Annotated in this window: 17 protein-coding genes; 6 read left to right on the forward strand and 11 right to left on the reverse strand. The window is 40.4% G+C overall.

Going from position 1 to position 20,375, the window contains the following annotated elements:
- Window positions 1-219: 219 nt before the first annotated feature.
- Together ACFFAP_RS21225 and ACFFAP_RS21230 are read left to right on the forward strand one after the other, a co-directional pair.
- Complete coding sequence (locus ACFFAP_RS21225) at window positions 220-873, forward strand: sigma-70 family RNA polymerase sigma factor (RefSeq protein ID WP_375513067.1); 654 nt, start codon at window positions 220-222, stop codon at window positions 871-873.
- A 15-nt stretch (window positions 874-888) separates the two neighbouring features.
- Window positions 889-1,848: a DUF1822 family protein gene (locus ACFFAP_RS21230; protein ID WP_375513068.1), complete on the forward strand. Its 960-nt coding sequence runs from the start codon at window positions 889-891 to the stop codon at window positions 1,846-1,848.
- A 125-nt stretch (window positions 1,849-1,973) separates the two neighbouring features.
- Here the strand turns inward: ACFFAP_RS21230 and ACFFAP_RS21235 are convergent, their stop codons facing one another.
- The 10 genes from ACFFAP_RS21235 to ACFFAP_RS21280 all read right to left on the reverse strand — a co-directional run bounded on the left by ACFFAP_RS21235 (window position 1,974) and on the right by ACFFAP_RS21280 (window position 14,626).
- Window positions 1,974-2,114 (reverse strand): hypothetical protein, encoded by a 141-nt coding sequence (locus ACFFAP_RS21235; RefSeq protein ID WP_375513069.1) that lies wholly within the window; start codon window positions 2,112-2,114, stop codon window positions 1,974-1,976.
- A 161-nt stretch (window positions 2,115-2,275) separates the two neighbouring features.
- Window positions 2,276-2,842: an NADPH-dependent FMN reductase gene (gene ssuE / locus ACFFAP_RS21240; protein ID WP_375513070.1), complete on the reverse strand. Its 567-nt coding sequence runs from the start codon at window positions 2,840-2,842 to the stop codon at window positions 2,276-2,278.
- Window positions 2,843-2,876: 34 nt separating this feature from the next.
- Complete coding sequence (ssuD, locus tag ACFFAP_RS21245) at window positions 2,877-4,052, reverse strand: FMNH2-dependent alkanesulfonate monooxygenase (RefSeq protein WP_375513071.1); 1,176 nt, start codon at window positions 4,050-4,052, stop codon at window positions 2,877-2,879.
- 55 nt (window positions 4,053-4,107) lie between these two features.
- Entirely contained in the window at window positions 4,108-4,524 is a 417-nt protein-coding gene (locus ACFFAP_RS21250; RefSeq protein WP_375513072.1) for a hypothetical protein, read from the reverse strand.
- Window positions 4,525-4,774: 250 nt separating this feature from the next.
- Window positions 4,775-9,259 (reverse strand): translation initiation factor IF-2 N-terminal domain-containing protein, encoded by a 4,485-nt coding sequence (locus ACFFAP_RS21255; protein ID WP_375513073.1) that lies wholly within the window; start codon window positions 9,257-9,259, stop codon window positions 4,775-4,777.
- Window positions 9,260-9,438: 179 nt separating this feature from the next.
- Complete coding sequence (locus tag ACFFAP_RS21260; RefSeq protein ID WP_375513074.1) at window positions 9,439-10,356, reverse strand: histone deacetylase; 918 nt, start codon at window positions 10,354-10,356, stop codon at window positions 9,439-9,441.
- Between the two features lie 332 nt (window positions 10,357-10,688).
- The gene (locus ACFFAP_RS21265) at window positions 10,689-11,543 is read right to left on the reverse strand and encodes a metal ABC transporter permease (RefSeq protein ID WP_375513075.1); all 855 of its coding nucleotides are present in this window, start codon (window positions 11,541-11,543) and stop codon (window positions 10,689-10,691) included.
- Between the two features lie 14 nt (window positions 11,544-11,557).
- Window positions 11,558-12,394, reverse strand: coding sequence for a metal ABC transporter ATP-binding protein (locus ACFFAP_RS21270; RefSeq protein ID WP_375513076.1), 837 nt, complete (start codon window positions 12,392-12,394; stop codon window positions 11,558-11,560).
- 113 nt (window positions 12,395-12,507) lie between these two features.
- Window positions 12,508-13,560, reverse strand: a complete 1,053-nt coding sequence (locus tag ACFFAP_RS21275; protein WP_375513077.1) for a metal ABC transporter substrate-binding protein — start codon at window positions 13,558-13,560, stop codon at window positions 12,508-12,510.
- Between the two features lie 286 nt (window positions 13,561-13,846).
- Window positions 13,847-14,626 (reverse strand): MBL fold metallo-hydrolase, encoded by a 780-nt coding sequence (locus tag ACFFAP_RS21280; RefSeq protein WP_375513078.1) that lies wholly within the window; start codon window positions 14,624-14,626, stop codon window positions 13,847-13,849.
- Between the two features lie 138 nt (window positions 14,627-14,764).
- On the opposite strand from ACFFAP_RS21280, the gene ACFFAP_RS21285 reads away from it, so the two are divergent.
- The 3 genes from ACFFAP_RS21285 (at window position 14,765) to ACFFAP_RS21295 (ending at window position 17,676) form a co-directional block, all read left to right on the forward strand.
- Window positions 14,765-14,893, forward strand: coding sequence for a VOC family protein (locus ACFFAP_RS21285; protein ID WP_375513083.1), 129 nt, complete (start codon window positions 14,765-14,767; stop codon window positions 14,891-14,893).
- Between the two features lie 478 nt (window positions 14,894-15,371).
- Window positions 15,372-16,265, forward strand: coding sequence for an alpha/beta fold hydrolase (locus ACFFAP_RS21290; protein WP_375513079.1), 894 nt, complete (start codon window positions 15,372-15,374; stop codon window positions 16,263-16,265).
- Between the two features lie 352 nt (window positions 16,266-16,617).
- On the forward strand, window positions 16,618-17,676 hold the full coding sequence (locus ACFFAP_RS21295; RefSeq protein WP_375513080.1) for a serine/threonine protein kinase: 1,059 nt from the start codon (window positions 16,618-16,620) through the stop codon (window positions 17,674-17,676).
- Window positions 17,677-18,032: 356 nt separating this feature from the next.
- On the opposite strand, the gene ACFFAP_RS21300 is transcribed toward ACFFAP_RS21295, so the two are convergent.
- On the reverse strand, window positions 18,033-19,265 hold the full coding sequence (locus ACFFAP_RS21300) for a damage-control phosphatase ARMT1 family protein (RefSeq protein WP_375513081.1): 1,233 nt from the start codon (window positions 19,263-19,265) through the stop codon (window positions 18,033-18,035).
- A 396-nt stretch (window positions 19,266-19,661) separates the two neighbouring features.
- On the opposite strand from ACFFAP_RS21300, the gene ACFFAP_RS21305 reads away from it, so the two are divergent.
- A complete protein-coding gene (locus ACFFAP_RS21305; RefSeq protein WP_375513082.1) occupies window positions 19,662-20,342 on the forward strand; it encodes an FAD-dependent oxidoreductase in 681 nt (226 codons plus the stop codon).
- The last annotated feature ends 33 nt before the right edge of the window (window positions 20,343-20,375 follow it).

Below are 20,375 nucleotides of genomic sequence, written 5' to 3' on the forward strand. Positions count from 1 at the left end.
ACAATGATTATCATTATTGTACTTGGTGATTTTATTCCTTGGAAGTCCCTAAACAGAAATCAGCCAAGCATGAAGCGAATGGCGGAACAATAGCAGAAAATTATGTTCGCGGAAGCCTTGAAATGTAAACATTCATGACAAAAAGAATGCTTTTGCGTAAAATTTAGGGCTAGAGAGCGAGAGACAAATAGAGATTCACCTTCGCTTTTGAAGTCTCAAATGCATCATCTCGAACAAGATAAATTAGATTCACATCTATTACAACTGGCTATTTCAGCTCAACAATACCCTCCGCGATCGCCAGAACGGCAACTCACTTTAACAAAACTGATTATTGGCATTGTGCGCTCCTGTAGGCTTTGCCATCCACAAAAAAGCCAATTTCCAGCAGCTGTCTATGAAAATATTTATGATGAGGCACGTCAAGAACTTTTGCTTTATATTTGTGAAAAAATTGACAAGTATGATGCAGAACGCGGTAGCGTCATGGCATGGGTTAATATGCTTTTGGAACGGCGATTTTTTAAGGATGCGATTAATAAATTTCAGAATAATACATCACATATAAAAATAATAACAATCACTGACTTGGATAATCTTATCGCCTCATCAGAAGAACCAAAAAATCTGACAGATATCCTGAAAGAATGTATAGAATTAGACCCAGAGAATATTTTTAAAAATGAACATATAAAAAAATGTCCCCAAGTCAACTTTCAAGCATTAGCGACGCGACGACTGCTGGGAAAATTTTGGAAAGAGATTTCGGCAGAATTTAAAATAAAAATTCCCACAGTCAGTAGCTTTTATTACCGATGTGTAAATAAGTTTTCTTCAAAGTTAAAAGAGTATTGTGTTAGCAATGTAAATTAAATTAAAGATGAATAAATGATGAGAAACCTTTCAGAATCTTTAACCTTTATCGCACCTATCAGTTTGTCAGATCGCGCATTAGCAGAACAGTTTCGCTCTCTGCATAGCAGTCCAGAAAAAGCCAAGCAGGTTTATCTCAATACTTTAGCGGTATCTGCCGTAAAATTCTACCTGCGTTGCATGGGGGTTGAAACAAATTGGCCAGCAAGTTTCAGTTGGAACCCAGCAATGCAAGCAGTAATGGATGTTGCTGATTTACAAGTCATTGGTCAAGGTAAGATCGAATGCCTTGCAGTGTTACCAGGTGAAAAAGTAATTCATATTCCACCAGAAGTTTGCTCAGACAGAATTGGTTACGTAGCTGTACAGCTTGATGAATCGCTAAGAGAAGCAACTCTGTTAGGATTTATTAAAATGGTGACCGAATGTAATTCAGTACTTCTAAGCGAGTTGCGATCGCTCGAAGAGTTCATCTTCCAACTGAGTGAAACGCCTGAAAAACAAAAACAACCAATTCGCTTGAGCAAATGGTTGATGAATGTTGTTGATATTGGTTGGCAAACCCTAGAACCACTTTTTGATCTGCATCAAGCCAAACTAGCTTTTACATTTAGGTCTGCTGAACAAACTTTAGCTCAAAATTCTGAAAATTCAATTCTTATTGAACAAAAACAAAAACTGCTGGACTTAGGGCGAGAATCAGAAAGTAAACCAATCGCTTTAATAGTTGGACTAGTACCTATTTCTGCACAAGAAATAAATATTTTTGTGAAAGTGTGTCCAACTAATAGCCAAAAGTATCTGCCAGAAGAACTGGAAGTAATGATATTGGATGATTTAGGTACTCCTGTGATGCAAGCTACTGCCAGAAGTACTAAGAGTATTCAACTAAACTTTAGTTGCGAACTAGGAGAGTATTTTAGCATTAAAGTTTCTTTGGGTGATGTCAACTTTATAGAGGATTTTCTAGCCTGAAAATCGGTACAAAGGAGCATTACTGGCTATCCTAAGTATTACTTAAGATAAATTATTGCAAGCTAATTATTGGAAAACCCTTGTTTTGCTAGTGGTGGGTTGAAGTTCTTTTGGTCTGGGGATGGTTATTGATTGGTATGACGCTGTTCCAAACCTCTGTACCTTGGATTAACGATCGCCTGATCGACAATGATATCCACCAGTTGTTCTATCGCCAACTGGAGAAGGGTTTCACGCTCTAGTTTCAAAGGCAGGTCTTTTTCCATAATTGTGATAGTCTGCCTCAGATGTCACACTTGTCAATACCCCCTTGACCTGAATCCTTACCTTTTCGATTTATTGATTGGTTGAACTGGAATTGAGACGTGTTTGCTTCTCATAAAGCCAGTTTGGGCTACATTTGGGCTTGATTTTTGTTTAAGTCCCGTTAATTCACATGAGCTAATTCTGGAGGCTCTACAAGAGAATATTTCACAACTTTGACTAATTCTTTGAGAGCATCGTTGAGCCTTCGCTCAATATCCTCATCAAGCTGCAAACTGCCATCGGTTTCTTGTTGAATCTGTTTATCTACCCCATAAAGACTGGCTAGTATGTGCCGTGCGCCTAATTCAGACAATATCGGCTTGAGGGCATACTCAACTGCTAATAAATGAGCGATTGTCCCACCAGTAGCGATTGGTAGTACGACTTTTCCTGACAATGCTTTTTGCGGCAGCAAATCCAAAAATGCTTTGAGTACGCCTGTGTAAGCAGCTTTGTAAATTGGGGTGGCAATTATCACACCATCAGCCTTTGATAATAAAGCTTTTGGCTGTTCTAAAGCTGGGCTGTCATATCGTCCAAAAACCAAGTCTTCAGCCGGAAAATCACGAACTGAAATAATGTCAACATGCAAGCCTTGTTGTTGTAAAAGCTTGGCGGCATATTCCAAAATGCCGTAGGTTTTAGAAGGATGAGATGGACTACCAGCGATCGCCACGATATTCGTCATGTCAAAATCTCCTAATGATATAAAGCAATTGCTATTAATCAACTGTGAATGAGGACGCTTTCTCATGAATTGCTCCCAGTTGTTGCTCTGGAAAATCAAGATTTGCAACAATTTCGCCAAATGGACTTAATACATGTTGCTGTTCAATTGTGGGAACATTCTCCAATGGCAGATGTGGGAATAGCAGTTCTGCTACTCGATAAGCCTCTTCTAAGTGAGGATAACCAGAGAGAATAAAGCTATCAACACCCAAAGAAGCATATTCCAATATTCTTTTAGCGACAGTATGGGGGTCGCCTACTAAAGCAGTTCCCGCTCCACCTCGCACTAAACCGACCCCTGCCCACAAATTTGGACTAATTTCCAAGGCTTCTCGACTACCTTTATGCAGTTGAGTCATGCGACTTTGTCCAACAGAATCCATACGCGAGTATGCTTTTTGGGCATTAGCGATCGCTTTCTCATCCACATACCGAATCAGTTGATTCGCGGCATCCCAAGCTTCACTCTCAGTTTCCCTGACAATTACATGCAGGCGAATGCCAAACTGCAATGTCCGTCCCTCGGCTTCTGCAAGTCTCCGAACTGAGGTAATTTTTTCGGCAACCTGAGCAGGTGGCTCACCCCAAGTGAGATATACATCTACATGTTTAGCTGCAACACGCTGGGCGATCGCAGAGGAACCTCCAAACCATAAGGGCGGATAGGGTTTCTGAATTGCGGGAAACAGGAGTTTACCACCCTCAATGTTCAGGTATTCACCTGTAAAATTGATTTCCTCACCTGCGACAATTTGCCGCCATACTGTCAAAAACTCATCCGTCAACTCATAGCGGCGATCGTGACTTAGGTGCAAGCCATCTCCCGCCAACTCTATCGGATCGCCGCCTGTTACGACGTTAATCAGTAAACGCCCACCAGAAAGGCGATCAAACGTCGCCGCCATCCGTGCTGCCACTCCAGGTGATACCAATCCAGGACGCACTGCCACTAGAAAACGCATTTGTCGAGTCAGAGATACTAGAGTTGATGCCACAATCCAAGCATCTTCGCAAGAACGCCCTGTAGGTAGTAATGCCCCTGTATAACCAAGTTCATCTACTGCTTGAGCAATTTGTCGCAAATAAGGAAAGCTAACTGCCCGCCCGCCTGTACCAGTTCCAAGGTAGCGCCCGTCACCGTGGGTTGGGAGAAACCATAGTAGCTGCATGATCCCTTTCCTTTTTAAAATACGATATTCCGATAGAGTTACTGTTATACAGTTGTTAATTTAGGAGTATTGCACAGCCAATTGAGTAAATCAAGCTATTTTTAGAAGCCGCATCAATACTCTGGTTAAATTCCATCTCCAGTGCAACAACTGCCTTAAATTTTTCCAGTTTTCCTAATTGAGAAATAAACTCAAAAACTTTTTTACCCTTGTGATAACTACCAACACTTATATTTAGATTTTCCGAGACCTCCCAAATCACAGGTTTACCCTTCTTTAATTGAAACTTACTCTCATTTATCGAATGATTCAAATTTGAACACTTCGATTCATTCAAACGACGAGCGCTCTCCCTTTGTCTTTCTTTCGCTTGGGGACGAAGTACGCTCTCCCAGTACTGCCTTTCGTGAAATTTCTGATAATGAGTCTTCCCACCTTCCCAATAGAGATTAAAGGCAAGCACTAGTTTCAAATCTTCTTCAGGCGAACAAAATCGTTGAAATCAGCGAATGGAGCAAGAACCGAAAACCCTGTCGTTCAAAGCATCATTACCATATACAGATAGCTGAGGAAGCCACTGGCAGGGGTTTACCGACATTATCGCCAAGAAGTATAAGAGGCATCTTGGAAGCCCAAACTTAATGGAAAGAATTATCAAGCAAGAACCATCCTATCCTAAAGAGGTGGTTTTTAGTTAACGCCAAAAATATCGTTTTGGGTTTTCAAACATCTTCCAAGAGGCGAGAAACATCAACAAAACCTTCATGAATACTTACAATATTTGAAACTTCGGAATACATACTTCCGACTTTACCTGCTTGATGGGTAAATAAATTATGGCAACCCACAATTATTAGTAGTTCTTGAGCGCGAGAAAATGCAACATTTACCCGTTCTGGCTTCTTAGCAAATCCGACATCTCCTTTACTATTGTTGCGAACCATACTCACAATTACAACAGGTCGTTCCATACCTTGAAATCGGTCTACAGTACCAGTACGAATTTCTAATGAAGGGAAAAGTTCAGATTGCAGACGCTCATCAATTTTTCTTAATTGAGCGCCATAAAATGTAATTACAGCAATTTCTTTTTTTGCTTCACCATTAGCAACTTTAGAAGCCCAAGTAGTCTCGAACTGCTGACACAGACGTTCAATCACATCAATTTCTTGAGTATTGAAGTAAGAAGTTCCGTTTCTTTGCTCTAAAAACTGATTCTCTATAGGCGTTTTTACCCAAATAAGATGCTGAGATTCTTGGATAATTTCGCCTGCTAAATTATGTGCGCGTTTTGTGTCTGGCTCTAAAATACCAGATTCTAACTTACCATCATAAAACTGATTGATTGCTCCCATAATAAATGGGTGCATTCGATATTGTGTAGTTAGCATTTGTTTTATACTTTCATCAGCAGATTCAAACTGACTTTTAAAGAGTGATTCTTCTAAGAATTGTAGTTGATCTCGTGTGTGACCAATTGTTTGAGCAACTTCTTCTAAAGTGCTAGTATCAAGCATAGGTGGTAATTGCCGATGATCACCTACCATGACTAATTTTTTGCCTTTCAATGCTGGGATTAGTAACTCTGGTGGAGTACACTTACTAACCTCATCAATAATGACAACATCAAAGGATTTGAATTCTTCAGAAAAACCTCTATTTGCAGCTTGAACACAGGTGATACCGACGACGTTGGCATTATCTAAATAAATGCGCCTTAAATCGTCGCCATCACCTTCAGTTGGCTGTCTTAATTTTTCTATCCAATCTTGTACAAAATTTTGATATTTATTGAGATATATTTCATCCTTTTCAAGTTGGTTTTGCCAAAATTCAAAGCTAATATTTATGCTACGTAATAACTCTATATTAAACAAGTCCTCAGCAGAATTTTCTGGTTTAAATTTATCTGGGATTCTTTGCCATTCTGTCAACCACCAATTTTTTTCTACTATTAAATTGTCTGATGGCTGTGGTTGTAATTTATGTTCTATTTCGCGGAGGCTAATTTGGAATCTTTGAAGCTGCTGTAGAGAAGTTTCAGTTTCTTGTTGTAGCTTTGATAAATGCTCATAGAGAGCACTTTTAATCATCTCCAACACAGTAAAAGGTTCTAATAATGAAATTAATGTTTCAAGTTGATTAATGGAAGTTCTCCAATAATTAACTTGATTTGAAAACTCCTGTGACTGCTCCCAAATATTGGATTGTGTTGCGAGATATTGTTCAGTTAGAATGCGTAATTGAGCAGGTATATTTTGTTGATTAAGTTCTTGCAAGATATTAATAACTCGTCCAAGTTGCAAATTAGCGTCTTGCTGTGCTTTTTCTACCTCAGCTTGAGTAATGGATATTTGCTGTTGGCTGATTTCATTTTTCTGAAGTTCATTTAATTGGCGTTGCAGATGCTGAAGCTGTTGATCAGTTTCTGTCTTGACTTTTAAAACGCATTGACGTGCATTTACAAGAATAGTATCTAGTAAATCTTGTGTAATCCGGGTGAGAGTAGAGTCGATGTTATTCCATTCCCATGATGCACCATAAGTCCGTTGCATTCTAATTAAAAAAACCTGGGTATTCTCAACTAATAATTTTCGCTGTTTGGGGTTGAGTAGCTGATAATTAATAAACTGTTGATAGGTTTCTTGCCAGTAGGTGCGATCGCTCTTTGATAGCACCATTGGAATCTGACTAAAATTTTGTTGTAAAAAATAGCTGAAATTATGCTGTTTACCCCGTCTGTCAGTAAAACCCCCGTCTATCTCATAAACGATCGCCTTTGTCAATAACTCCCATTCTGGCAGGTTAATTTTGTAACTTTTTGGGACTATTGGTAATTTCAATGTATTAGCAAACATCAACAAACCTAGCGGCAAGTCAACTAAAGTTTCTGTTAGTGGTAAACCTGATTGCTGACAATCTTTCAAAGTTTGATAAAGATGAGAAGGTGCTATAGATTTCCATTCCTTAACTGCTGAGATAATGTAATCTATTTCGCGTTTGCGGTTTTCCCATATCTGGATTGTTTGCTGTATATTTTGCAGTTTGGCAAGATATTTCTGATAATCTGGTTGTAGCTGATTTAATGAGGCAAAATTCTGTTTAACAATCTCCACTGATGCTGCAACTTCTAAGATGGCTTTACTTGCCTCTTGAGCATAAGTCAAAGCAGTTTTAAATCCAGAAATTTCTCTTGCTACAGTTTCACGCAACCAAACCGCTAAACCAAAAGCACCAAGCGTCGGACGTACAAAGCCAAGTTCATCAGTATATTTGATGGTTTGACGAACATTTACTAAAAATTCTTCTACTAAACTGTTACCTTCTGTGTATGGCTTAAGAAGCGGCAAAAAATCTGTAACTTCTGGAGCTTCCCAGTTGATATTTGGTGCAGTATTTAGTAGATTTTCCAGTCCTGCAATTAGTGATTCAACCTCGTTCTGTTTTTGTACAGTTTCATTGTAAGATTTCTCTTGATTTTTAAAGTTTGCCTCTAGCTTTACTTTATTTTTATTGAATTTAGTTTGTTGCTGATTCAATTCTTCCTCTGCTTGGAAGTAGGCAGTAAATCTTTTTGATGATGCGAGTAATTGACTGAAAATTTGGATATTTTCGAGCCTTTGAGTAAGATTCTTTTCGCAGTCGTTTGCTGTATTTTCTAGCCATCTACCAATCACTTGGTCTTCTAAAAATGGTTGTCCTTCTTCCCCAACTTTCTCCGCTCTACCTTTTCGTACAGCGCGAATTACGGGGTTGTGAACTAATCGACTCAAGGCGTTATCTACTGCTAAATTGGCTTGAGATGCTATTAGAGTTCGTCCGCCACGAAGGGCTATTTGATAGCAAATCTCGGCAATTACGGTAGTTTTCCCAGTACCAGGTGGCCCTTGAATGAGAACAAGATCCTTAGTAGCAAGTACCTTTTCTACTGCTGCTTTCTGACCAGGATTAGCAGAAGATAACAACAAATCCTGTGGTTGAAGTTCGATAGTTGTTTTGATTTGTCTAGCTTGAGAAGCATCGAATAAAAAGTTACCCAAATATGGATTTTGGGTGTAACCATTATTCAAATCATCTAAAGCTTTTTTCTTGCGCTGAATCTGCTGAATATCACCAACTGCTTCAAAACACAAAAATCCTGTATCTGGCAACTTATAACGCTCTGCTGCCATATATTCAGCCAAGTCGCGTTCTAGTCTGAGACTGATAATACAACGGTTAGGATCAACTTCTTCAACAGTTCCTAATTGACGACCGATAATCCAATTTTTTCCGATGGGAGCAGTTTCAAAAAGCTTCAAATCTTCGTTTTTAGTACGTCTTGCTCGTTCCCAGAAGTTTTCCACGTCGAGAGAATTTTGATAAAAGCCGTCAAGGGTGGCTGAAGCTACATCTATTTCAAAACTGATTCGTCTTTTGAAGTTATAGTTATGACTTACGTAACGCACGCAAAACTGACGTGCTTTAGCGATTTTTTCCTCAATTTGCAAAAACGCTTTCCAAGCTTTAAGCTGATCTTCTGTAGGCACATTTTCGCCACAAACTGGCGCGGCTGCGATGCGTTTCAATGTTGCGGGTGGAATGTCGAGATGATGCTGATGATTAGGTAAGAGACGCAAGCGACAAGGTATAGCACAGCTATCGGCGTGTCCCCGTGAGGGTTGTAACAATTGAGCCGAAAGTATTTTTATACCGCCGCGTCCATCTTTTGATACAGCCGCTCTAAATCCTAATGTTTTTCTGAGCTTATCAAGTCTTGCGGATAATGGAAAATCATCAGAGTCTGTTGCTATTGTCAAATCCCAAATTTCTTCTCTTACCTCTTTCCCCGCACCTTGGCGACGCACATAAAATAGAGAAGGCTTTTTACCGACACATTCATACATTAACTCATTGGCGCGATCGCGCCGCTCCCTAAATTCGGGATATGATTTCAGGGCAGCTTCACCTTCAAGATGGCGGATGAAACTATCAATTGCTGAAGCTATAAACATGTAGCCCCAATCTTCAGAGTTTGTTTTAGTTTTCGAGGATTTTGCTGTTAGTTTATTTGCCACTGAACGAATGCGTTCTGCATCGGATTCTGAGATGGTGCTGGTATGGCCTTTGACTGCAATGTTGAGTTTGTCACAAACTGCTAATAGCTTCTTGCTATCCAAATTCAATTCTTTTGCTAGTTCGTATATTCTGAGTTTGCCGTTGTTCATCCAGTACTACCTTTGCCGACAAAATAGGGTTTAAATTTAAACACAGAGGAGCGCAAAGTTTATTTTAATCCCATTCGCTACAAATTAAATTTGGCAATACTCTGCGTACCTTTGCGTTTACTTTGCGTTCCTCTGCGTTTAAAAACTTTACGATTTTGGTAGTATTTCCTATTAACTGACTATAGTTTATACTGCTGGTAAACTTCACTGGCGGCGCGATGCAGCAGGGAGTGTCGCCATACTAAGGATTTCATATCATTAGCATAACCACCGCCAATGACGCAGGCGACTGGATAACCGCTACTTATACAAGTACTCAAAACCTGCATTTCTCGGCGAAAAATGCCAGCATCAGTTAAGGCTAATTTTCCCAAGCGATCGCCTATATGAGGGTCAACGCCTGCATCATAAAATACCAAGTCTGGCTTGACTTTAGATAATAAATCTGCTAAATAATTCGCTAAAGTTTGTAAATAAGCATCATCCTCCATTCCCACTGGCAAAGGAACATCCAAATCGCTGTTTTGTTTAGTACCGGGGAAATTGACTTCGCAGTGCATAGAAAAAGTAAAAACGCTGTCGTCGTCTTGGAAGATAAAAGCGGTGCCATCTCCTTGATGCACATCCAAATCTACAATCAGGATTTTTTGGACAAGTCCGAATTTTTGTAAAACGCGACAGGCGATCGCTAAATCGTTGAAAATACAAAAACCAGATCCATAACTAGGAAAAGCATGATGAGTTCCACCAGCCGTATTACAAGCTAAACCCTGACTTAGTGCCAGTTTAGCAGTTAATATCGTACCACCTATCGCCACACAAGTACGATTCGCTAATGCTGGACTCCAAGGCAAACCAATGCGACGCTGTGCTTTGGGATCTAAAGTTCCCTCACAGTAAGCTTTAACGTAGTTTGGGGTGTGGGCTAATTCTATCAACTCTGACGGGGGACGTTCGGGGGTGTGAAATTGTTCTTGATTCGCTACACCGTCAGCTAACAGCAATTGGTAAAGTTGCCGGAACTTAGACATCGGGAAACGATGTCCTTCAGGTAGCGGGGCAACGTAATCTGGGTGGTAAATAATTGGCAAGTCCATAAGCCAGAAAATCTAAATCAGCTAATCCGACAACTAACAAGGTAAAATTTAGCCAGAATCACGGCAAAAATGCTGCTCTGCTAAATCTAAAATTCCAATCTTAAAATTGATATGATGGAATGGATTCCGCCGATAACATTTAGTCTAGCTGGCTTAATGGCTGGAATAATTCATAAAAAACTCATCTTAAAAAAACTGTAAAAACGCTATTAGCAAGCAGGGATTACAATTCCCTTTCTCATCAGAGAACTTTATGTGCAAAATAATATTACAGCTATTTACCTGAAAATAGCTGTAATAAAAATTTGGCATAAAATTTGGACTAACTCTCGTTAAGAGAGATGTTTTGTATAGACGGGAGGAAGACGGCGTTTATACCGTCCTTGCAGATTCTTGGTGAGCAAGACACAGGCAAATATCGCAGTTGAGAGTAGCACTATGCTGGCTCCAGAGGCAATATCAAGGTAGTAGCTGAGGTAGATACCCACAAACGAAATCACAGTTCCTAAAATCCCGGAAATAATCATTAGATAACCAAAGCGATCGCTCACTAATCGGGCAATTGATGCTGGAATCACCACTGCTGAAATAATTAGAGTCACCCCCAATACATTCAGTGTCGCTACCAGTAAAGTCGCTAACATCAAAGCAAATAAAGTATCCATTGCAAAAACGGGTACGCCATGAACCTGAGCAACTTCCCGGTCAAAACACCAAAATAGCAACGGGCGATAAAACAAGAAAATAAGACTGAGTAAGACAATCGTTACACCAGTCACCACCCACAAATCATTAGGGGAAACCCCCAACACATTACCAAACAAAGCAGCTTCAAAGTTTTGGCTAAATTTGCGATAGCTACTGATCACAGCTACTCCTAAAGCAAAGCTAGCAGTTGTCACAATCCCAATAGCCGCATCTGAGTAAATTTTGCGTCCCGTCAAATATTGAATCAACAGAGCAGCTGCAAAACCCCAAATTCCAGAGCCAATGTAGAAATTCAAGCCCAGTACATAACTCAGCACTGCTCCCCCCAAAATCGCATGAGATAAACCGTGAGCAATGTAACTCATTCTGCGAGTTGTAATATAAACTCCCATAATGCCGCATAATAGGCCCGCCATCATGCCTACTAAAATCGCACGGCTAAAAAATTCGTAGCGAAAGGGTGCTAGGAAAAAATCCATATACAGTATTTAGATTAAGCAGATTTCGACGAGTTGGAGCTACGCAATACTTGGGGCAAGTTATCTTGCATTTGATGGCGTAGAGAAGTACCGCCGCTAGCAATCAAGATTCGGTCTTGTTGATAGAAAACTACCATTTCTCCACCAAAAGTCTGCTCAAGATTCGCGGGAGTGAAGACATCAATAGGTTGACCTTGACAAATTAAACCGTGGTTGAAACATACCACCCAAGGCAAATGAGTCGCCACCGAATTGAGGTCATGGGTTGATAAGATAATTGTCAAGCCTTGCTGATTCAAATCAGCTAATAGGTGCAATAATTCGTGTTGAACGTGTAAGTCTGAACTGCTGGTGGGTTCATCTAGAAGAACAATTTCCGGCTCTCCTACTAAAGCACGGGCAATAAAAACCCTTTGCTGTTGCCCACCAGATAGATTACCAATGGGTTGATGGGCAACATGGGCAACCCCAACGCGCTCTAGGAGTTCGGCGGCAACTTGGCGATCGCGCCGCGAAGACCAAGGCAAAATCTTCTGCTTTTGGTAACGCCCCATCATCACCACTTCCAAAGCCGTAACTGGAAAAGTCCAATCCACCGTTTCCACCTGCGGCACATAGCCCACCGCCTTTGGTGGTACTCCTGGCTTTAAGCGCTTTCCTCGAAACCAAATCTCTCCAGCCCAAGGCTGAACTAGCCCTAAAATCGCTCTGATTAAAGTGCTTTTACCACTCCCAGAAGGCCCTACCAAACCAGTAAGTTGACCAGGATAAAGCGTCAAATTAACATCCCTAAACACTGGCTGGGTTTGATAACCACAGCTTAAACTTCTAACTTCAAGTATTGGTTGCATATACAGCAGATTTCAAGTTGGTGTACATAACGATTCGTCTAAAAGCCAGGTAGAGAGAGTGTTTTACTTCTGAATTCTGACTTCTGAATTCTGCTGTACTTATTTTCTTAATCTTACTTAGTTGCTGTTGGCCCAACAACATTTCCAGTGTTCAAATTCTTCACCAAATCAGGATTTCCTCCCAAATTAGAGGCGATAATCCGCATATTGTTAGCCATCATCCCAATATAGGTATGCTCAGGATTAGTATTTTCCATTGCATTAGCTGAACCTTTGCCTGGTAACTCATCGTCGGCAGTATTGGCTGTTTTTATCTTTGCTTCACGGGCAATTTGTTCTTCTACCTTGCTGGGGTAGACCTCAGAACCAAAAATTGCTGGAACACCTGTTTCGCGAATTTGGTCAATTAGCTTTGCGACATCTTGAGCGGATGGTTCCTTAAAATCTGAAGGTTGAATCGCACCAATTACTTGAAAACCATACTCTCTGGCCCAATACGCCCAAGAATCATGGTAGGTTAAAAGTTTACGGTTTTTGGCGGGAATACTGGCGACGATTTCTCGTGTTGCTTTGTCTAGGGCATCCAGACGTTGTAAATAATTTTTGAGATTAGTCGCGTAGTAGTCTTTACCAGCAGGGTCTAAGGTGGTTAATTGTTGGGCGGCTAGTTTGGCGTAAGCCTCAGCATACTTGGGGTTTACCCACAGATGAGGATTGGGATCACCCTTTTCTTTAGGAAAGCTGAAGTCGAAAAGCCATTGGTCTTGGGTAATAGTGTTACTGCCTAGTTCAAAGATTTTAGTTTCTTTAGGCTTTGAGGCTTTAGCTAGTTTTTCTGTTGGGGATTCTAAATGCAACCCATTGGCGAGAATCAGATTAGCTTTGGATAGCAAATCAGAATCACTGGGACGAGGTTCAAAGGTATGGGAGTCGGTTCCTTCTGGAATAATACCTTTAACTTCTAAGCGATCGCCTGCAATGTTACTTACAATATTCGTCAAAGGAGCTACTGTCGTTACAACTAAAAGCTTATTCTGTGTCTTTTGTCCTGCTTGAACCGGAGTGCTGGTTACTTCGGAATTAGAAGACACCGTTTTATCCTGAGGCGGACTGCAAGCTACTACCATGAAGCTAAGTACAAATAGCAATCCAGGGAGGGTCTTCATTAGACTCAAGCCTTACTAAATTAAAGGATCAATCTTTGATTAGACCTTTTCCCGATATCAAAATGCAATGCCCCCTCAGGGTATTTTCGGTTAATTTTTAGATTTTTTTACCTAATATCCTACTTAAGTGAAATTGGGGAAGTCCGGGACTATACCAATTATCGGTATTGCCGAATTGAAGGATGAATTGTTGTTTGTATCTTTGCGCCTACCCTACAGATTCGCCTTGAGGCGTTCTGGAAGAGTAGTTGCTGCGCGTCGATACGTGAGCTTTTCACATTCTGATTTAGATTGCTAATGCTCGCTTTTCTAAGCGTAGTTCAAAGCGATCGCCTGGTTTGGGATCAAGCACCTGCGTCGAAAGATTGTTTTTCTCTACTAACGAACGAAATTCCTCAGCATTTCCTTTAGTCTGAATGAATTTCATCAGCAATCCCGCAAACGCCACATCTCCTCCAGCTGCTGTAGATAATATGACTTGAGGCTGTAACGACTTTACTACTTCTAAAGCACTATTTTGTCCTTTAATAATTGGCCCAAGCAAAGGTAGCGTCATGTCAATAAACGGTGTAATCACTACATCGATGGGTGCAGCCTGCTGAAGTTGCGGTGAATGATACCCGTGAGGCTCGTAGTATACAGTTAAACCACTCTCCAATTCTTTGAGAAGATAACTATTTTCCACCAAAGTCGGGCCAATTGGAGAGCCGGGGAAAGCTTTGATTTCAACTTGATTATTTAAAGTGAAAGTTTCACCATGAGCCAATACTGTTACTTGGGTGTAACCTAATTGCTGTACTACCTTAGCTGCATTGGGAGAAGCTACAACCTTGATGCTGTGATCCAGCTGCTTGAGCGTTGGTGGGTGAGTATGGTCTTCTAAACCCTGAGACAGCAGGATCAGATCGATATTATCTGGGATTGGGCGCTCTTGCGATCGCGAACCTTTAAATAACCAATCCAAATTGCTGAAAATTAACGAACCAACCAGCCAAGGGTCAATTAGTATTCGTTTTCCGCCGATTTCCAGCAGCCAAGAGTTACTGTCTAACCAAGTTAAAAACATAAAATTTGTGAAGATAACGTCTATCTTCATTATCATTCGTGTCAGCTTTCTTAGTAAGCACTCAGGCCAATACCTACATTCGTCCGGTTAAGTCTACACACGGAGTTTTCTTGATGTCTGAATCTTGGTTTTACCCACATAGCACTTGCAGTCACTGATGTTGATGCAAGTATCTCATTTTATGCAAAGTATGCTCAGATGACAGTCGTGCATCGTCGCACTGATCAAACGACTCAATTGCATTTAAATGATAACCCGCATCTTTAACTAAAATTTATATTAAATCAGCAAAAAGGCATATTACTTTCTCAAAACTTCATATTGAATAAGCAAACGAGCATATTGCTTACTCAATATGCTTGATTGCTTACTCAATATGCTTGATTACTTTCTCATTTCGGTAGATTCAGCAAGCAAAAAGGCTTATTGCTTACTCAATATGCTTGATTGCTTTCTCATTTCGGTAGATTCAGCAAGCAAAAAGGCTTATTGCTTACTCATTTCGGTATATCGCGTACTCATTTTGGTGTTTTGGGCAAGCAATTAGCCGATGCCTTTCTCAATTCGCTTGTTTGCTTGTTTTTTTGAGTAATTCCCACATTCATTTTGGTGTATTATTAAGCCGAAAGCTTGCGATGCCAGCTTTTACTAATTTACCTGAGTACGGTTTTCTGTAGTTACAGTTTGCCATTGGATAGTCAGAGAACATTACTATGATTTAAGAAACCCTTTATGAATCTTATTAATGACTGTAACTACACAACAGCTTCCAACCCAAGACGCCTTTGAAAAATTCATTTGGACTTGGCAGGGCTACAAAATTCAGTACACTGTCATGGGTACAGGGCGCCCTCTGGTACTAGTTCACGGCTTTGGTGCTTCTATTGGACACTGGCGCAAAAATATCCCAGTTTTAGCTCATGCTGGCTACCAGGTATTTGCTATAGACCTTTTAGGTTTTGGTGGTTCCGATAAAGCGCCCATTGATTACAGTGTGGAAGTTTGGGTGGAACTGCTGAAAGATTTTTGCACAGCACACATACACGAACCTGCTGTATTTATTGGCAATTCTATCGGCGCACTTTTGAGCTTGATTGTACTGGTTGAACATCCAGAAATTGCTGCTGGTGGTATTTTAATTAACTCTGCGGGGGGATTGAGTCATCGTCCTCACGAATTGAACCCACCGCTACGGATGGTGATGGCAACTTTTAATCGGTTTGTGCGATCGTCAATTACAGGTAAATTGGTCTTTAACCGCATCCGCCAAAAAGCCCAAATTCGCCGGACTCTTTACCAAGTTTACCGAAACCGTGAAGCCGTCACCGATGAATTAGTCGATTTACTTTATACTCCCTCTTGCGATCCAGGAGCGCAACAAGTCTTCGCCTCCATTCTCACAGCCCCTCCTGGGCCAAGCCCAGAGGAACTTTTGCCCAAAGTAGAACGTCCTCTATTAGTAATTTGGGGTGCTGACGATCCTTGGACACCAATTACTGGGGCAAAGATTTACGAAGAGGCGCGTCAGAATGGCAAAGAAATTAAAATTATTCCCATTCCCAATGCCGGTCATTGTCCCCATGATGAAGTTCCAGATGTTGTTAATGCCCAGATTATCGATTGGCTAGCGCAAAGTTAAGAATTTCGCGCCAAGACGCAAATGCAAAGACACTTTCTGCCTATGCGCCTTGGCCCATGCAGGGTAAAAATGGGGCTAACAATCTGGGTAACTCAATTTTAGATTTTAGATTTTAGATTGACCATTAATAAGCCACTTGCTCCACTTAAGGAGACGCCCCGTTGGGTGAGTTTCCCGACTTGAAGGGAGTGGCGTGAGACTCGAAGACCGCAGTGGCTCATGAATGCAGGGTTGCTCTCTCAAGAATTTTTCATTTTGAATCTTTCAATTCAAAATTTAAAATCTAAAATTCGGTGAGTGCATCTTAATCTTTCTAATTGCACCTTGACAAAATCAAAATCATGTGATTTTAATGGAGCTTGATGTGCGTAATGGACATAAAGGGGTAATTCCCTTAAATCACTATCCAAATTTTTCCAAACAAGGCTATCAAGTTATCAGCGAATTAGGACGCAACCGAGAAGGGGGACGCATTACTTACTTAGCTAATGTCCTCAACTCTAAGCAACAAGTGGTGATTAAGGAGTTTTGTTTTGCTCGTGCGGATGCTGATTTGTCAGATGTAAAAGCATATCAGCGCGAAATCGAAATTTTGCAACAACTAAATCATTCTCGCATCCCTCGCTATGTAGATTCTTTTGAAATACCAGGGGCTTTTTATCTGGTGCAGGAATACAAAAATGCCCCATCTTTAGGCTTAACGAGCAACTTTAATCCAGAAGAAATAAAGCAAATTACTTTGTCAATTTTAGAGATTTTGGTTTATCTACAAAAGCAAATTCCGCCAATTATTCATCGGGATATTAAGCCAGAAAACATTTTGGTTGATGAGCAACTAAATGCTTATCTGGTTGATTTTGGTTTGGCTAGAATACAGGGTGCGAAAATAGCTCTTAGCACCTTTGTAGCAGGAACCCCAGGTTTTATGCCACCTGAGGAACAGTTTGGTCATTCCCTGAGTGAGGCATCAGATTTATATAGTTTAGGAGCAACGCTAATTTGCTTACTTACTAATACCCGTTCTATTGAGATTGAGAAATTAATTGATGATAACTATCGCTTTAATTTCCAGCAATTAGTTCCTCAAATCAGTCCGCGTTTTCGGTGGTGGTTGAAGAAAATGGTGGAACGCAACCGAAAACGTCACTATGCTAATGCGGCTATTGCTTTAAAAGCACTTGGGCCAATTGAGGTTGTTGGTAATGCCACTGGGATAGATTATTTAATCAGGGTAATCAAACCTAGAAAACGAGCTACTTTATTAGGACTAGCTACTGTTGTTACACTGGCTGCAATCGGGGCAACTTTGATGAGTTGTCAGCCTGGTAATACAGTTAAACAATTACTGGAAGCTACAGAATGTCAAAGTTTTGATTTTAACACAAATTGCCAAGAGAAAACCGGAGATTAAGATTAATTAGATCGCATCTTGATTTGCTTGGCGATCGCTAAACCTTGTTCTAAAGAAGCGATCGCACGAACTTTGTCCTTTATAGGACTTACGCAAAAACTCTCTCAAACTCTTATTACTTCGTGTCTTTTCCGGTTCATTTTTTCATAATTTTGCGTAAGTACTACTTTAGTCTAAGTGATAAGCAGCACCTTGAAAAATCACAGTGCCTCTGTTAGAGTTGGCGGTAAAAGGGAGCATTATAGCAAAAGCTTTGGTGATTAGGACATCAACAGATGATAAAACTTAGACGCAAAAAGACTTTTCACCCAGTCCCCAGTCCCCAGTCCCCAGTCCCATCCTATATCTCTATATTACTAAGCCACGAACTGAATCACACCCCATTGTCCATTGGTCAACCAAGAATGGTCAGATTTTGCTACTTTCTCAACAACCTCAGATTTTAAACCTACTGCTACTTCCGATTTCAGTGTGCGTAATGCTACCATTGGTGCAGGGAAGTAGCAGACTATATCTGCAAATCTGCTAGTAATATTCCAATGGCGATCGCCTAATAACCGACGATAATTTGCATCTCCTTTGACTATAATTAAACTGGTATTACTTAACTCATTTTTAAGATAATTAGGTATTTCCCAAAATGCTAAAGGTGATGTCCAAAAGTAATCTTCAGACAAGACTAAACGCCCTGATGCAATATGCTCCTCCAACCTCTGAGCAAAAGATGTCACTTGTTGATGACTAGTAGCGGCTAAAAAAGTTATTGTATCATGGACATCCTTAATCATGGCATCAGAAACGAAAGTAGGATGGGGTTTTAGGTGCAGGTAAACTTGATTAACTAAGTTGCTACTTAATAAGAAATCTACTAAGCATAAGTCACAAACAAGTTCAAAACCAGCATTGTCTAAAACAAAATCAATACGATCTCCTTGAGAAAGAGTTAATAATTCACTAATTTGGGAGGCATCATTTACTAAAATATGAGCTAATTGATTTTGAATATCAAAACGACTTCGGTCATCCTCGAATGCTGACCATAAACTCAAGTCCACTCGATTTCCCCACAAAGAGAAATATAATAGTGCAATTAAAGCTGTTTGGTTTAGTGGGACATCTATTTTAGATTCTTCCAACCATTTATTACCCTGAGTACATAGAAGAATAGTTGAGTCAAGAGATGCTTCTAATCCCTGAGATTTTTGCAATTGGAATGGATCAACAGTTTGCCATATACCAGGGCGAAAGTAATGAGTAATTTCTAGAATTAACCGATAAAAATAAGTTTCTGCAAAAAACCAGGGAATATCTATCCAACGCTGACCCTTGTAAAATTTTAGATATGTATCCCAAGCTGGAAAATCTGCACCAGTATCGTTCACCAGAGGTTGTAAATATCCTGTCGGCAATTCTGTAGCAAGCCTTTCTAATCTTGTATTAATTTCTGGTGAAAAATTATTTTCAACAATAACTCTACGGGCAATTTCAGGCATCCTTTGAGTAACTGTAAACTCAGTGAAAGAACCGACTTCTGAAGCTAAAAGTGACGGTGGTAGTGGTAATTTCGGGACTTTATATGAATTGACCACAATTTTTTTTGCCCTTTCTTCATAATTTATCATAAGTTGAAGGCGTTAAGACCCTACATTTATATGTAGCACCAGTTTCAGTCGGGGTTTAAATCCCCGTCTGAAATGTCTTTAATTTTGAATTTTGAATTGTTAATGTATGCTTTGGTAGACTATTCTAGGACTTACGCAAACAGTAGCCAAAAAGAATGATTTTATAATAAGGACAATTCATGAATTGCCCTTACGGGTGTAGTTTTGCGTAAGTCCTAATAATAGTTATGCTGCGATACAATCTGTTTTAGAAGGGGTCATGTGTTTGAACTGCTAAAATGCTTATCCTATATCTTCTTTGGCAGTTTTTGACCCTGATTTTTCAGAAATTGTGATAAATCCGGGCTAGAGGGTAAAGATCAGATGTTTGAGTCAACCATTACCAAACCAGACGAACGCCATGCTCTTGTCATTGGGGGAAGTATCGCTGGACTGCTAGCAGCTCAAGTGATGACCAAATACTTTAACCAGGTAACAATTATTGAACGCGATCATTTGAGCGCTCAACCAGAACAGCGCCCAGGTGTACCCCAAGCTCATCATCTTCACGTCTTACTCAAACGGGGTTTGGATGTTATAGAACAGCTTTTTCCAGGCATCCAGACTGAATTAGCTGCATCTGGCGCAGTCGCCATTAACGCCAGCGCTGATTACCTGTGGTATGGCTTAGGAGGATGGACACCCCGCTTTAATTCCGATTTGAACTTTTACAGTTTAAGTCGGAATTTGCTGGAATGGATTATCCGCAGTCGTTTAGCTGCTAACAACCGTGTTGTATTTGTGCAAGGAGGGCAGGTTACTAGTTTGCTGTCTAACCCTAACAAAACTCAGGTCACGGGTGTGCAGGTACGCCAAAAATTTGATGACAGGCAAGATATTTCTTATAGACAAATAGATTTCACTGCTGATTTAGTAGTAGATGCTAGTGGACGCAATTCTCGCGCTCCTGGGTGGTTAGAAGCAATGGGTTATACACCACCAAAAGAAACTGTGATTAATTCCTTTTTGGGCTACACTAGTCGCTTAGGGACTTCCAAGGAATAAATTACTCAACAAAAATCATAAGCTTACATTTAA

It is taken from the genome of uncultured Nostoc sp. (assembly GCF_964245575.1).
Taxonomy (GTDB): domain Bacteria; phylum Cyanobacteriota; class Cyanobacteriia; order Cyanobacteriales; family Nostocaceae; genus Nostoc.